At 56.1% G+C, this 15498-nt stretch carries 11 protein-coding genes; 6 read left to right on the top strand and 5 right to left on the bottom strand.

Going from position 1 to position 15498, the window contains the following annotated elements:
• Positions 1-269 precede the first annotated feature (269 nt).
• The 3 genes from HMPREF2927_RS04230 to HMPREF2927_RS04220 all read left to right on the top strand — a co-directional run bounded on the left by HMPREF2927_RS04230 (position 270) and on the right by HMPREF2927_RS04220 (position 4012).
• A complete protein-coding gene (locus tag HMPREF2927_RS04230; protein ID WP_070685823.1) occupies positions 270-1241 on the top strand; it encodes a Ppx/GppA phosphatase family protein in 972 nt (323 codons plus the stop codon).
• A 207-nt stretch (positions 1242-1448) separates the two neighbouring features.
• Positions 1449-3014: a hypothetical protein gene (locus HMPREF2927_RS09135; RefSeq protein WP_070685821.1), complete on the top strand. Its 1566-nt coding sequence runs from the start codon at positions 1449-1451 to the stop codon at positions 3012-3014.
• A gap of 449 nt (positions 3015-3463) precedes the next feature.
• On the top strand, positions 3464-4012 hold the full coding sequence (locus HMPREF2927_RS04220) for a DUF6609 family protein (RefSeq protein ID WP_070685819.1): 549 nt from the start codon (positions 3464-3466) through the stop codon (positions 4010-4012).
• A 95-nt stretch (positions 4013-4107) separates the two neighbouring features.
• Here HMPREF2927_RS04220 and HMPREF2927_RS04215 read toward each other — a convergent pair whose 3' ends face one another.
• The 3 genes from HMPREF2927_RS04215 to HMPREF2927_RS04205 form a co-directional block, all read right to left on the bottom strand.
• Positions 4108-4770: a hypothetical protein gene (locus HMPREF2927_RS04215; RefSeq protein ID WP_070685817.1), complete on the bottom strand. Its 663-nt coding sequence runs from the start codon at positions 4768-4770 to the stop codon at positions 4108-4110.
• 544 nt (positions 4771-5314) lie between these two features.
• A complete protein-coding gene (locus HMPREF2927_RS04210; protein ID WP_070685815.1) occupies positions 5315-6025 on the bottom strand; it encodes a DUF6318 family protein in 711 nt (236 codons plus the stop codon).
• A gap of 416 nt (positions 6026-6441) precedes the next feature.
• Positions 6442-7839: a chloride channel protein gene (locus HMPREF2927_RS04205; protein WP_070685813.1), complete on the bottom strand. Its 1398-nt coding sequence runs from the start codon at positions 7837-7839 to the stop codon at positions 6442-6444.
• A 333-nt stretch (positions 7840-8172) separates the two neighbouring features.
• Here HMPREF2927_RS04205 and proC point away from each other — a divergent pair, with 333 nt between their 5' ends.
• Entirely contained in the window at positions 8173-9018 is an 846-nt protein-coding gene (gene proC, locus HMPREF2927_RS04200; RefSeq protein WP_070685811.1) for a pyrroline-5-carboxylate reductase, read from the top strand.
• Between the two features lie 185 nt (positions 9019-9203).
• Here the strand turns inward: proC and HMPREF2927_RS04195 are convergent, their stop codons facing one another.
• Together HMPREF2927_RS04195 and HMPREF2927_RS04190 are read right to left on the bottom strand one after the other, a co-directional pair.
• Positions 9204-9866, bottom strand: a complete 663-nt coding sequence (locus HMPREF2927_RS04195) for a potassium channel family protein (protein ID WP_070685809.1) — start codon at positions 9864-9866, stop codon at positions 9204-9206.
• Positions 9859-11484, bottom strand: coding sequence for a TrkH family potassium uptake protein (locus HMPREF2927_RS04190; protein WP_070685807.1), 1626 nt, complete (start codon positions 11482-11484; stop codon positions 9859-9861). Before HMPREF2927_RS04190 ends, HMPREF2927_RS04195 begins: the two co-directional genes overlap by 8 nt.
• Before the next feature lie 411 nt (positions 11485-11895).
• Between HMPREF2927_RS04190 and HMPREF2927_RS04185 the strand changes: the two genes are divergently transcribed.
• Together HMPREF2927_RS04185 and HMPREF2927_RS04180 are read left to right on the top strand one after the other, a co-directional pair.
• Positions 11896-13164 carry a metalloregulator ArsR/SmtB family transcription factor gene (locus HMPREF2927_RS04185; RefSeq protein ID WP_070685805.1) on the top strand — a complete coding sequence of 423 codons (1269 nt, stop codon included), beginning with the start codon at positions 11896-11898 and terminating at the stop codon, positions 13162-13164.
• A gap of 93 nt (positions 13165-13257) precedes the next feature.
• Positions 13258-15369, top strand: a complete 2112-nt coding sequence (locus HMPREF2927_RS04180; RefSeq protein WP_070685803.1) for a FadR/GntR family transcriptional regulator — start codon at positions 13258-13260, stop codon at positions 15367-15369.
• Positions 15370-15498: the final 129 nt, after the last annotated feature.

Here is a 15498-nt window from a genome sequence, read left to right as displayed (position 1 = left end):
GGGGGGGGGGGGGGGGGGGGGGGGGGGGGGGGGCGCCTCCTGCGCCTTTTGCGTGCCCCGGGAGAGTACATGCCCGGCGCATTTTTGTGCCCGCGCTGTGTTTCTTGGGCTTGCGCCGTGTTTCTTGGGCTTACGCTGTGCTGATGCTGGGCATCCGCCCGGATTGTTTGCGGAGTGAGCCGCGCCTCTGACAGACTGGAAGAGGCGCCGCACCTGCGGTACCGCACACAGATAATATCCCGCCGCGCGGCGGGGGAGGGGAGCGCACCGTGCGCCTGGGAGTTCTGGATGTCGGGTCGAATACGGTCCACCTGCTACTGATTGACGGCAGCCCCGGGGCGCGCCCCGAACCGTACGCGTCGCACAAGATTCCGCTGCAGCTCGTGCAGTACCTCGACGCTGAGGGCAATATTTCGCAGGAGGGCGCGGACGCGCTGACCCGCTTCGTGGCCAGCGCCCGCGACTTCGCGATCGAGAATGAGGCGGAGGACCTGCTGGCGTTCTCCACGAGCGCTATCCGTGAGGCGGGTAATGGTGCGGCGGTGCTGCATCAGGTGCGTGAGCAGACCGGTGTGAGCCTGAACGGTATTTCGGGCGACCAGGAGGCGGCGATTACGTACTTTGCGGTGCGCCGTTGGCAGGGCTGGGGTGCGGGTCGCATCCTTGATTTTGATATTGGTGGCGGTTCGTTTGAGTTTTCGACGGGTACGAATGCGTTGCCGGATGCGGCGATGAGTGTGCCGTTGGGTGCGGGCCGTCTGACGCGTGAGTTTTTTGATGAGCAGCCGCCGAAGCCGAAGCAGGTGAAGCGTCTGCGTAAGTATGTGCGTGAGCAGATCGCCCCGGTGGCGGAGAATTTGCTGCGTTATGGTGCGCCGGATATGACAGTGGGTACGTCGAAGACGTTCCGTTCGTTGGCGCGTATTTGTGGTGCGGCGCCGTATTCGGCGGGCCCGCATGTGAAGCGTGAGATGCATCTGCAGGATTTGCGCCTGTGGACTCGTCGCATGGAGGCGATGACGGTGTCTGAGCGTAGCGATTTGCCGGGTGTTTCGAAGGCGCGTGCGGAGCAGATGCTGGCGGGCGCTATTGCGGCGGAGGCTGCGATGGAGGCGTTCGGTATTGAGACAATGCGCGTGTGCCCGTGGGCGCTGCGTGAGGGCCTGATTCTGAAGCGTATTGAGCATCTGGCGGAGGGTACGGGTACTCCGGTCAACCCGAAGACCCTCCTGGGTGCGTAACCGGTGCGTGACGTGGCCGAATAGCCGCAGGTGAACTCCGCAGGCTGGTGTGTAACGCGCACCGGCCTGCGGGGTTTTCCGTGTGGTGGGTTCATGATGTTCTTTATCATTTCGTGATAGTCTGAACACGGACAGTTGCACAACGATGTAAAACGCGGCTGTCTAGGAAGTTTATCCACCAACAAAGTTGTCGGGAAGGAAGTGCTTATGGCAACGAATCAGAAATTTGTAAAGATTCAAGACGTTATTGATGAAGTGAATAGCATATGGGGTGAAGAGCACGAAGAAAAAAGAAAAAGCATAATTCTGGATAATACCTTAAAGCTCCCATTGTATGCATTTTTTGTCTTTTCATTAATTTATTTTTCTGTTTTTATTATCAATTTTCCATCTTTAAAATCATTGTCTGGTAATGGGGATGGGTCTAGTATTTGGCTAGTGCATGAAATATTTAATATTCCATATTACATATTTGACTTAAGGGTTGGAATTATTTCCTCCATCGCTAGTCTTCTTCTGAGCTTATTTGTAAGTGTTGGAAAGTTTGCCGACGGTGAAACCGGTCTGATTGGAGAGGCACGACGCGCTGCATACCGAAAATTTGCAAGAATAGTTGGATATATTGTTTTTGTCGCATTTATTCTTAGTTTTTGGCATGGTCTTTTGGCTGGGTATTTTAATGGTACGTCGTATGCGCCTGAAATATTTGGAGCCTGGAGAGTCGGTCCCGGATGGGGAAAGCTTATTGTTGCGGAAGATGTCAATCTTGCAAGATATGGAGAAATGCCCTTGTGGATTATGTTATTTTTTGCATGGTTCACATTGGCATCATGTCTGATGTTGACCCATAATGAGAAAGATATTTTGCTTCAGAATATGCATTATCTACAGAATATTAAAAATATATCCAGCATTTCCTTCATGTCGGATGCGTATAGTATTGCTACCGATCGGATAAATGCAAATAATTCAGTCCCGCAACTTTCTAGTAAGCGTAAAAAAACAGAATCCTCTTACCATGATTTGTTCGTGTCAAAATCTACTGGGTATGCTGGGTTTAAGTTTTCTGGTGAACCTTGCCTGTTTAGTTTCATTTTTTGGTTATCTTTTGCGGTTGTTTATACATTTTCCTTTGCATTCTTTCTGGGTAATAGATTTAACGATAATCAAAGTGTAAGGCCAGAGGTTATTGCGATCTTTGCATCCTCTATCATCTTTGTTTTTGAAATGTTATTTAAGGGACTTTCAGACAGCTACCTATATTTTTATATTTGTCGCATGCAGATCAATTCGGCACATGAACCTTGTGCTCGGATTTGGGCTTGGGCTAAATTTATTTTAAATTCAGCGAGCATAGGTATCATCCGAATATTGCTGCTTCTAATTGCATTTTTGTCTTGGGTTGATCCAAGGAATCAAGCCTCGTTTCCTGAAGGTGTATATGCGGTTTTCACTTCTGAAAAGTCGCTCTGTTATTGGGGTTTTATTGCGATTTTTTATATTGCCAAATATGCTATTATAAGACCTCTCGTTATTCGTCGATTTTATCATAAATTGAAAAACCAATCCGAAAAGCATCTATGCGCTGACTTGCCCTATGTTACGCGGAATTGGAAGAAGATTAATTCTAAAGAATATTTAATGATTGCATATATGTATTTTACGATGCTAAAAATTAATGAGTACTATTCACGGTATAAAGATGAAAATGGTATTTTTAATTCCAAAGATGGGGATACACCGGAGTGTAAATCTGAATTAAAGAAAGCGTGATGGAATAGTCTACGCGAGAAAGGCCATAAGTAGCGCCCCTCCGCAAAGATAAACGTTGAGAAGGCACATGTGTTTCGAACAGTCACGTCATAAGTGGCTTCTGGAAACACATGTGGCTTCTCGCTATGCGGGGCTATAACCCCCTCCAGAATTTGTGTCATGGTTTAGCGTCTTCTGCCATGGTTTTTAACTACGACCAAAGACGCTAACCTATGGCACAACTTTCAGCGCAGCACAGCATGCTAAAACAAGAACGGCCCGGATCCACACGCATCCGGGGTCACCCCTCGTTTCTTAGGGGAATTTTATCGCCATTTTGATACAATCACAGAGGGTGTAATTATCAGAAAGAAGGGGTAGAGCATATTAATGCATGGCAGAATTTTTCACAATAAAATGTAGCGGCGCGACAAGAGAAATAATTTTACGAGAGACTATTGGAGGCATCGATGGCTTTTCTGGGCTACAACAAAGACGAAAAGTTAGAATTTAACTATAAGAGGGCCTGCGGGTTGTGGCTAATCGTGGTGGCGGCAGTTATAGCAATAGCCACCATGGCCGGAGGAAAGCAAATAATAAATATGCAGGTATTCAGTATCGGCTACGTTATTAGCTTTTTCTCAATCAACATGAACAAGAAGGTGCTGAATAGGCTATCCGATGGCCCTTCGAGTGAATTTCAAAATAAAGTATCTTCACGTGCCGTTATTCTATTATTTGTTTTGATGTTTTTGCTGGGCGGCCCATTCTTCGCAACTGAAAATTGGAGATTGATTTGGCTGGGGGCACTGATGGCAACCGCGCTACATTTCTTCCCGTACTATTTTGTGCATGGAAAGTCAATGATATACCTGGGTCTAGCCTGTGTCATTAATATTTTTGCGGGATATATTTTTACCGGCATCCCGTTAGGGGTCATTGCATATATTGACGCGGCAATTAAGCTCGTATTCGGAATTTATCTGCTATTCCTTTCAAAGCCATCAAAGCAAATTTAAGACAGTTCTTCGGCACAGCAAAACAGGGCGGCCCTGGACGCACACGCATCCGGGGCCGCCTGCTGTGGTTATTTATACGTTGGGTTAGAACTGGTTTACATGTCGGGCCAGTCGCGGTGCAACGAATACTCAGTATCCCCGTCGCCGTTATCGTTCAGGTGCCAACGCTGACCGGTACGGACATCGGCCTTACGCAGACGCGGGTTTGGGTTATCCTTCTTGCCCATCGTCGGGTCGTTCTTACATCCCCAGCGAGTATCATCTTCATCGCAGGTGCCGCCGACACGACCCACATCAACCCACCACACACGCACCAGCAGCGGGTCGACAGTTTCCTTTGTCAACACGACATCCAGAGTCTGCCAGTCGCCGCCGTCAACACGGAAACGACCAGAGTAAGACACTGTTGCGTAGGCGTGGAAGTTACCCGAACGCTTATACACATAACTGGTTGCGGTCTTGCGTGACTCTTCACCGCGTGCCCTGCTAACCGGCTTACCCATCGTGTAGAAGCTGCCCTCGTCACCGTTGCCATACTGGATGGTCATCTGGGTGGGGTAGGATTCCATCTCTACGTGGCCGATCATGAGGTCACCTTCCCAACGTGCGGTGGGCGCGTCAACGTAGAAGTTGACCGCCTGGTTCTTGTAGACGTTGGGGTTGTCCTCACTCAGACCGGTGCCAAGGTTATAGGACTGCTTCAAAACAGGGGCCTGAATGTCAGTTTTAGCGAATTGGTCCTCAATTTCTTGGAGCATTTCTTCAGGGGAAGGGCCCTTGGGTTGTTCAGGGTTATTCGAGGTCAGTGTTTTGGTGTCGTCGGGTACGCAGTAGCGGCCGCCAACATGGTTGGGTATTCTGTTGGCGTTATCTCCCAGAGGTAGAGGCCCTATGGTGTAATGCCCCGGACGTCGGTCTACTTTCGTGTAACATTCTGCATCTCCGGCTTTTCGGGCTTCGGGTACAGTTCCGTAGACTGTTTGATTAGTGCCATCACGCATTGGGATGTGGTTATCCTCCCAACTCTTGCGTGCTGCTTCTACCGAGGCAGCAGAAGACGGGTCATCTCCCGAAATTTGTGTCGTTTTCGATTGATTGACAGTGTGTGATCTTTTTGCAGAATCATCGTCCTGGGGGATGGGCTTATTTCCCGGAATTTTTACACAATGACCGTTAGAATTTTGGTTTGTGCATTCAACGGCGATGGAACTAGGAAAATATGACATAGGAATTACCACAAGAATAGAAGCACATACGGTGGAGAAAATTTTTCTATTATTCTGCATTGATAGCTTCTTAGTGTTAGACATTAAAATCAGATCCAGAAATTTTCCAGTATCCATCAGAATATGTATACAAGAAATAGAAGGAATCATCATTCGTGTCTGTATTAGCATCCATTTTTAAGCGACCATCAGGATTTACATATGTGACAGTTGACCAGATGATTCGGAATTTCATCCGATAACTCTTATTCTGATCATCGTAGATTAGGGGGCCTTCGGATTGATAAGATTCCAATCCTCCAATAATCCATCCTCCACGTTCGTAAAGCGATTCCGTGTAGCTATATGAATTATATTCATCGGTATCTTTCGTGACATATTTGAACGCATATGAGCAGTCGCCAGTCTGGGTGCCATAGTTGTGTGCAACCAGCCAGTCCTGCATCATCTTCATTAGACCCTCTTCGGTCTCGGGGTACTGTGCAGGCTCATTGCGAGGCTTGGGGACATTCTGTGCAGGGCCGTAGCCATCTGCCTTGCGGTACTCACCGTCGGGTGCCTTGGACTGCCCGGAGTAGCCGCGGGTAATAACCGGGCTCGGAGTAGCCGATGCAGAAGCGGCATCAGATGCTGCCGCAGAAGCCGAAGCTGATTCGCTCGGTGCGGCGGAGGCGGTGGCTGCCGCCTCGTTATTTGCCTGCTGGCCACATGCCGCAAGCAGGGCACCCAGGCCCACAAGTGCGCCGCCACCCAGCAGGGTGCGGCGATTAAAAATGGTCGGATCCATAGAAGATACGCTCCTATCGTCGGTGATGGTGTGTTGTTTAGTTACTAGTCGGGCCGTTATTCACAGATTGCGTCGACTGCCGGAAGGAAAACAGCCCCGTAGTGCGCCCAACAAGCGCATCGGTGCGCTATTGAGTACTACAGTTACCACCCTACCGCATGTTTGCCGTCGTTTGCATTCTTTTGAGGGTGGTGGCGGTGGTTGGCCATTATTTGGGCTTCTCAATGCTTTATGCATCAAATATCTCTGCGCCTGTGGATGGGCTGCCGATAGGTTACGGCCCTTTCGATAGGTTAGTGTCTTCACTGCGGGTTAAAGACCCACGGCGAAGACACTAACCTATCGAAAACCTCTGTCTAAAAAGCATGCAGCCCCGGACGCACACGCATCCGGGGCCGCCCGGCACCTGTCAGAACCTATTTCTTAGAGCCGAACGCCCGCGTCCACGCCCAGCGGGTCAGCACCGCCGTGCCCACCGCAACCGCCATCGGCAGCCACGCACTCGCACCCTGACCCGTAAAACCAATCAACAACGTCAACGCAGACAACGGCGCATTCATCGACACACCCAAAAATGCCGCCGTACCCGTCAACGCCGCCGCATACAACACCATCGACGCGCCACCCGGCACCCCGCCCAAACCGGGGAACGCCCACAGCACCAGCGCCGCCACACAAAACGCAGCCGCCGCACCCAACGCCAAACTCGGCGTCAACGTACCGCCATACGAACCCGAACGCAGACTCACCACCACCACGGTAGCCTTCGCCACACACAACGCCAACACATACACTGCCGCCGCCGCAGACAAGCCGTCCGCCGCCGCATCCAGAGACGCATTAAACGTGTGCTGAGTCAGCAGACGACCATTGCCCAGAATCTCCGGAAGCCACAGCGAAACCACTGCGACCAGCACAAACGACAAAGGAATACGCCATAAAAGAGAACGGTCCTTCGCCTTAATCTTCTCCGCACGCTGCGACAACGCCCTAAAACCCAACGCCAACGGAGTCAACACCGCACCCGTTAGCGCCGCCACCGTCAGCGTCGTCGCATCCAACGGAAGCTGCGGCACCGGGTACGTCGGCTCATTGACAATCACCAGATTCGCCGTGACCGTCGCCGTCCACACCGTCACCGCACCCACATACAGCGACCACAAGCTCAAACCCGCAGCCATTGCCTCCACAAGGTACACCAGACCACCAATCGGCACCTGATACACCGCCGCCAAACCGGACGCCGCACCCGCCGCCACCAGCAGGCGACGCTCACAATCACCCAGCAGCGGCGAACCATCCGGGCGAGAGCCACCCACACGCTCCAGAAAACGCGCGCACCGACCCGCAGCCAGCGCACCCAGCTCACGAGGCGCGACCTCCTTACCCACCGGGGAACCCGCACCCACCGCAACAATCTGAATCACCGAATGCGAAATCTGCCGCCACAGTGACGGCGCACGATTCTCCTCAGTAGCACCCGCAATCTGCGACTTCACGCCGACCACACGCCGACCACCCGACTGCAGGTAATACCAAACTAGCGCCACAAATGGGCCCAACGCCGCCAGCAGCAGGGCACGACGCGCCGGGTCAGCGCCGTCAGTGACCATCGGGTGATGTCCCTCAGCCTGACCGAAAGTTAGCTCCTGCATAAAATCCAGAACATAATGCAGGGCAATCGCACCCAGGCCGCTGAACACGCCCGTGACCAGCGCGGCAAGGGTCAACACCAGAAGGAGGCGAAACAAAAAAGAGCGGGAACCAGCAGGATTCTGCGGGCTATTCGAAGAAGAACCAGTATGAGAAGACATAGAAAAAGGGGTGTGCGTTGCGTGCTGTGTGTTGTTGAAGGCTTCATGCCCGGCACAAACTGCCGCGGTTGAAGTTGCTTTCATTCTACGCCTGCACTTTTGGCGGCTTATGGGCGGGCCACAAGGTAGGAAGCTGAGCCCGGCGCGTTGGGACCCGGCGCATGGCGGCACGCTGAGTGAAGCCGCCACCCAGAAAGCCCGGAAGAAGCACGAACCAGGTCACAAGCCCGTAGCCGCACCCGCTATGCTGGAAGGGTACGCCTCCACACGTCCGCCGCGCACAGCACACCGCGCACCCGCAGGGCGCAGGCACCCCATTAGGAAGGATCAACGATGACCGCAACTATTGCTTTTCTCGGCACCGGCTCCATGAACGGCTCCATCGCCGCAGGTCTGCTCGCTGCAGGCCACGACCCCGCCCACATCCGCGCCACCGTGCGTAGCGAAGAATCTTGCGCCGCCCTCGCCCAGCGCCTCGGCGACAGGGTAGAAATCATCACCACCGGTGGCGAAGCTGACGGCAACCACAAGGCAACCGCCCACGCAGACGTCGTGCTGCTCGGCGTGAAGCCCTACGGCATCGTTGAGCTTGCCCGTGATATCGCACCCGCCCTCGCGCCGAACGCTGTTGTGGTGTCCGTTGCTGCTGGAGTGACCCTCGAAACCCTCGCCGAGTGCCTTCCCGCAGGTCAGCCCATTGTTCGCTGCATGCCGAACACCCCCTCCTCCGTGGGCAAGGGTGTGCTCGCCATCTCCACCACCGACACCGTGAAGGACGAGCAGAAGAAGCTCGTCGAAGAGGTCCTGGGCACCGTCGGCTTGGTCGTTGAGGTCCGCGAAGACCAGATGGATGCGGTCACCGCCGTCTCCGGTTCCGGCCCGGCATACGCGTTCCTGCTTGCAGAGGCGATGGCGGCCGCCGGTGAGAAGCTCGGCCTGGACGCAGACACCGCCCTCAAGCTTGCCAGCGCAACCGTTGCAGGTGCGGGCTTCCTGCTCGACACCAACCCGGATGCGCCCGCCCTGCGCCGCGCCGTGACCAGCCCGAACGGCACCACCGAGCGTGCACTGAACACCTTCGTGGATGGTGGCCTCTTCCAGCTGACCGAGGACGCGATGCGCGCCTGTGCGGCACGTTCGGCGGAAATGAGCCAGCTGTACACCGCTGACGAGGACTAATACCGTCTGGTAGCATCCCCTGACTAGCTGAAACTACAGAAAAACAGCCTCCTCCCGGCAGAACGGGAAGAGGCTGTTTTTGCTATGTCTAATCGCGGGCTGCTCAAACGTGGGTTGCTCAAACACGGGCTCCTCAAAACCAGCAGAGCTGGGGAAGATAACCGCCGCAGCGAGGAAAAATACGCTTAGGGTCGTGCCGCAAAACGCTCAATCAAATCCACCTGACCGGACACGATCAGAATGTCACGCGAGTGAATGCGGGTGGTCGCATCCGCGTAGGTGAAGTCCTCACCGGGGGACTTAATACCGACCACGGACACACCGTACTTGGAGCGAATATCCGACTCGGCGAGGGTAAAGCCGTGGGTTTCCTTCGGTGGGCGCATCTTCGCAATCGCGAAGTCGTCATCAAACTCAATGTAATCCAGCAGACGACCCGAGACCAGATGCGCGGCGCGGCGGCCGGCGTCCGCCTCCGGGTAGACCACGTGGTGCGCGCCGATACGCTCCAGAATCTTGCCGTGCGCGGGGGTAATAGCCTTCGCCCAGATACGCTCCACGCCAATGTCCACGAGGTTCGCGGTAATCAGCACGGATGCCTCCACCGAGGTGCCCACACCCACCACGGCGGAACCGAAATCGTCCGCACCCAACTGGTGCAGGGTGTCGATATCGGTCGCGTCGGCGGAAACCACGTGTGTCAGCACGCCGGACCACTTCTGCGCGAGTTCGGGGTCCTTCTCAATGGCAAGGACCTCCTTGTTCTGCAGGCGCAGCTGCGCGGCAACAGCAGCACCGAAGCGGCCCAAACCGATCACGAGGACGGGGGCGTTATGTGCACTAGCCAATGGTGGGCCTTTCTTCGGGGAACTTGTAGAGGCGGCGGCGTGAACGCATCGCCAGGCCGGTTGCGGCGGTGGTCGTGCCGATACGGCCAATGAGCATGAGCAGGCTGAGCACGTACACACCCGCAGGTGGCAGGCTTGAGGAGAGCCCGCTGGACAGGCCGCAGGTGCCGAAGGCGGAGATGACCTCGAACATAACTTCCTTGAGGTCTGCGCCGCTGATCATGACCAGGGTCGCCGTGCCGATACACACCATGGTAGCGCTCATAACAAGCACCGAGATAGCAATGCGTAGGGACGACTCGGGGATCGTGCGGTTGAATGCGACGACCTTCTGGTCGCCTCGCGCTTCGGCGAGGATGGACAGGGCAATCACGGCGATGGTGGTGACCTTCACGCCGCCCGCGGTCGAGCCGGAGCCGCCACCGATGAACATGAGCACGTCGGTGAGGAGGGTGGAGACGGGCGTGATGGTGTCCATATCGACCAGGTTGAAACCGCCTGAACGCATCATCACGGAAGCAAAGATGGCGTTCAGAATCTTATCGCCGGAGGAATAAGAACCGATGGTTGCGGGGTTATTCCACTCGAAAAGGCCCCAGAAGAACGCGCCAAAACCGAAGAAGAAGGTCGTGGTGACCACGGTCAGCTTTGCGGTCAGCTGCCAGCGGGAGGGGTGGAACGGGTTGCGCTGAACCGCAATGAATACGGGGAACCCGAGCGAACCCAGGAACACGGCGGCGCAGATGGGGCCGAGGATGAACAGGTCGTGGCCGTAGGGTACGATGCCGTCGGAGTGCGGAGTGAATCCGGCGTTGTTGAAGGCGGAGATAGCGTAGAAAATGCCATGCCAGAGAGCCTGGTGCGGTGCTTCACCGAGCGCGAGGAATCGCGGGGTGAGGAGCATGGCAATGAACGCTTCGATGGAGAAAGACGCGTACGCCACTGCTTTGACGATGCCGCCAACCTCGCCGAGTCGGCTAATGTTCAGGTCTTCCTGCGCAATGAGTTTGGTGCGCAGACCCATTTTGCGGCCGATAGCCAGCGCCAGCAGGGAGGTGATGGTCAGCGTACCCAAGCCACCCACCTGGCAGGCGAGAAGAATCATTGCCTGACCGAAGGTTGACCACTGATCCGCAGTGGAGATGGTGGTCAGACCGGTCACGGTGACCGCGCTGGTAGACGTAAAGACGGCGTGGTGTAGCGCGATGCGCTGCCCGTCTGCTGAAGAAATCGGCAGGGACAGCATGATGGTGAAGAAAGCGATGACCAGGATGAAGGCGCTGATTGCGGTGCGCGAGGGTGACGCCAGAACGGAGGAGTCGATGAAGTCGCGGAAGCGTTCGAGGGTTTTCCGGTTGAGCTCTAGCGGGTTGTGTTTGCGTTGAGCGTCAGGGCTCTCGTGGCTGTGGTCGCGCAGGGCGGGCATGCGGTCGAGCTTAATACCGGGCACGCTGGTGAGAATGCTCAGGTTTTCGGCTTCGATGCGGTCGCGGCGGCTTCGTCGAACCTGTTGATTTTGTGGTTCGGAAGTGACACCGCTGAGGGTGTCCCAGCGGCGGTTGAGCTGGCCGTGGGGGTGGTTGCGTCGGCGCCGGGTGTGGCGGATGATGCGTCCCATGCGCCTCCTTCAGCGGGTGTCTGGGTGTTGGTGTGTTGGGTGGCGGTTTGAGCCTGTGTTTAACGCCTTCTAGTGTATCGCGCCGGGTCCTGCTGAGGGGGTTGAGGCTTTGGTGGTTTGGGGGTAAATATGTGAGCTTGGAGAAGGCATGGGGTTGGTTTTGTGGGTGGAACCACGAAAACTATATATTCTGCATTAGCTATATAAGTATTGAGGGTTTGAGTGGCTCGCATATGCCTAGGATGAGATACAGGAAATCTTCATTAGATGTGATAGACACTTTATGCTTTTCTCCCTTTCAGGGCTCCATGTTGGGCTAGTGTTCAGGGGGCTTTCAGAATTTTTGAAGGTAATTTCTGTATCAGCCTCATTCTAAGCTTGAGGCGCTACTTTATATGTCATAATCGCTATATGCATTCTGATGTTTTTTCTGTCATCGCGGATCCGACTCGCCGCCGAATTGTGCGTATTCTCGCTGAGCAAACCCACACGGTGGGCGCAGTGGTTGAAAAGCTGGGCATGAGCCAGCCGACCATTTCAAAGCACCTGAAAGTCCTTCGCGATGCAGATGTGGTCTCCGTGACCGTGGAGGGGCAGCGTCGCCTCTACTCCCTGAACCCGGATGTGTTCGCCACCGTGACCGAGTGGATTAACGAGACCGTTCAGATTGCACACCAGTCCAATGAGGCGCACGTACCCGTGGCACTGCCCGGTGGCGTGACTGCATCTGCCTCCGATAAGGCGACGGCTGAGAAGACCTCTGAAAAGAGCGCTCCGAAGCCCGTAGCCGAAGAGCCCGCTCAGAAGCTTGCACTCGCTGCGGCGGCACCGACTGTAACTGCGCCGGCTGCATCCGAGAAGAGCGAAACCGCGGAGAAATCCGAGGCGACCGACTCGGAGACTCTTGCCGTTGAGGCTCCCTCCGCTGAGGAAATCGAGCAGGCACGCATTCAGCGCGCCCGCGCCCAGTACCTGACCCCGAGCGCACGCATCTACTCGCGCCCGGCGGACCAGGCATCCGAAAGCGCCACCTCCGAAGCATCTGCTGAGAAGACCACTGCTGAGCCCACCTCGCAGGAAGAGGCAGCGGATAGCACCCCGATGCGCCCCTTCACTCCCGCATCGTACGGCTACGACGCTGGGGTGACCCCCGCAGCATCTGCAACCCCCGCCCAGCCCGCTACCCCTGCGGCACCTGCTGAGGTGAAGCCCACTGAGACCACCAAGACCACTGAGGCTAAGCCTGTCGTAGCGCAGAAGCCGGTGGTATTCCCTCAGCCTGCGGCTGCGGTGTCTTATGGCACCGACCCCGCTGCAGTTGTGGGTGGTTCGATTCAGCCTATTGCTGTGACCCCCGAAGCTCCTGCTGCCGAGGAGCCCGCGGTGGCTGAGAAGACTGTCAACGAACAGCCCGCAGAAAAGGCTGAGGAGAAGCCCCCGGTTGAAGAAACCGTAGCTACTGAGAAGCCAGCAGTTGAAGAATCTGCCCCCGAGAAGACCGCCGTAGAAGAGTCTGACAAGGCTGAAGACACGTCTGAGGCTTCCTCTGAGGAGACCGAGTATCAGACCATGCCCGCCTACGATTCGGTGTACCGCCCCAGCACTGAGACGACCAGTACCGAGGCAAAGGACAACCACCGCGGTGGCCTCTTCGGCTTCCTACGTGGCCGCCGCCGCTAAGACGCGCCCTGACGCCGTTCAACCTCCGGCATAACTCATCGATAAAGCACACACACTCTCACTCACCTTTATCTAACCGAAAGACGCATTCACGTGGCTATTCATCGTAAAATTCTGCGCTGGCTCGAGAACGAACTGTTCGAGGGTAACATTCAGCTGGGCCAGGACCTGCCCAGCGATAGCGAGATTGCACGCGCTATTGGTGTGAGTCGTTCCCGCACCCGCGAGGCTCTACGCACCCTGGAAGATATGGATCTGGTGCAGCTGTACAACGGCCGCGGCAAGGAAATGCTGGTGCACCTGAGTGATGAGCCTGCCGCTGCCGCGAGTGCCGCTCTGCGCCTGCACATGTCCAGCTCGCGTTACCCGACTCGTGATCTGGTGCAGACCCGTATTCTGCTGGAAAGCTGGGCGATTGCGCGTATTGACCCGAAGACCGCCTCCTTCGCGGAGATGGACGAGGTCCTGGAGCAGATGGAAGATTTCGATCTGTCGATTCGTGACTTCCTGGAGCTTCTGTTGACGTTCCACCACCAGGTGATGCGTTGTGCCGGTAATGAGCTGCTGGTGGGTCTGCTCGCATCGGTGCGTCAGCCTAGCTTTGAGTCGATGCTGTCGCTGGTGGGTCGTATGCCGCTGTGGAGTAGCGCTGTGGAGCGTCTGCGTGCTGAGAGTCGCGCCATTGCGGAGGCTCTGAAGGCTGGCGACGCTGCGACTGCGCGTGCCATGGTGATTGGTCAGCTGCGCGGCATGTATTCCGACGCCGGTATTGACCTGGAGCAGGAGGCAACCTCTGCGAATGGTCTGCCGGGTGAGCCGATTGCTTCTGAATTTGCGCCGGTTGATGTGGATGAGTTTGCCGCTGATGACTTTGACGATTTGATGCAGGACGATGCGTCCTTCGCCGATGTGGGGGCACTTCCTGCCGCTGAGGCTCCTGTTGCGGCGTCTGCTGAGCCGACTCAGGTTCCTGCTCCGGTTTCTGCTGCGGCGTCTGCGCAGTCTGCTGACGTGGAGTATGAGCAGTCTGAATCCGAGGCTGCCCACGTTGAGATTGTCTACATTGAGGAGACGGCGTCTGAGATTCCCTCCGCGCCGACTGATACCTCTGCTGAGACTACAACTGGTGCGGATGTTTCTGCTTCTGACAGGGTAGAACGTTCCATTCCCGCTGTTGCTCAGCCCGCATCTGCTGCAGCTCATGCTGCTCCCGCGCAGCCTGCCGCTCATTCGGTGAGCCCCGATGTGCCGCTGAGCTTCGGTACCCCGCGCCGCAGCACTCCGGTAGCGCAGACTGCCCCCGCTGCTTCTGCGGCTCCGGTATCTGGTGTCCAGGCGCCGGCCTCCCAGACTCTCGCTTCCCAGCCCCTCAGCTCGCAGACTCTCAGCTCCCAGACCCCCAGCGGTCAGTTGCCGAGCGTCCCTGATGCTTACGCGCAGGAAGAGGCTGAGAGCCCCGCGAAGGTTCTGCGTGCTTCTACGGCGGCTCCGCGTCGTCGTAGCGGTCAGATTATTTCTCCGGTGCGTGCGACCATCATTAAGCCCGTGGATCGCAGTAAGGTGCTGACTGCGCCTGCCCGTACCGCCCGTCCTGCGGCTGTTGTGACTGCCGCGGCGCCTGCGGAGTCTGAGTCGGCTGAGAAGGTTCTGCGTGCACCTGCGCGCCAGGAGGCGCCCGCTGCTGAGCCTGCTGAGCCTACCCGTCTTGAGGCGGCTGCGACCATTCACGATACCTACGAGAAGCTTCCGCATGATGAGCCGGTGCAGGAGCGCGGCGGTATCTTCTCGAAGATGAAGCGTTTCTTCGGTGTGGATGTGTACGAGCCTGAGCATGACGAAGCGCAGGAGAGCGCCGAGAAGAAGCAGGTTCTGAAGGCTGAAACGAAGCCCGAGTCCCAGCCTGAGCCTCAGCCCGTCATTGATGAGGAGGCGCTAGCTCGTGCCGAGGCTGAGCGTGCTGAGCGTTTGAAGGCGTTGCACGCGGCGGTTGAAGAAGAGGCTGCTGAGGAAAGCGCCATTGAAGAGGTTTCGGTGGAAGAGCCGGTTGAAGAACCCGCTGAGGCTTCTGATCCCGCGCAGGAATCGGTAGAGGCCGCCTCCCCGGCTGAGGAGAGTACTCCTGATGCTGCTGTAGCTTCTTCCGGTTCGGTGCTGTCTCATGGCGGTGCTAAGGGCTCGAAGAAGTCGAAGAAGAAGCGCCGTTAGGGCTACCGAATCCCCGTTTTCGCCCCGAGATATCCTCAATATACCCGCGGGAAAAGCGGAAATTCAGGGAAAAACTCCTGAAAAGCCGCTCTCGAATGGTGAAAATGGGGGTAAACCTAGTACTCTAGG

The organism is Rothia sp. HMSC061E04 (genome assembly GCF_001813685.1).
GTDB classification, from domain to species: Bacteria; Actinomycetota; Actinomycetes; order Actinomycetales; family Micrococcaceae; genus Rothia; species Rothia mucilaginosa.
Note: the sequence above shows the minus strand (reverse complement) of the source record. Positions and strands in the feature narration are given on the sequence as shown.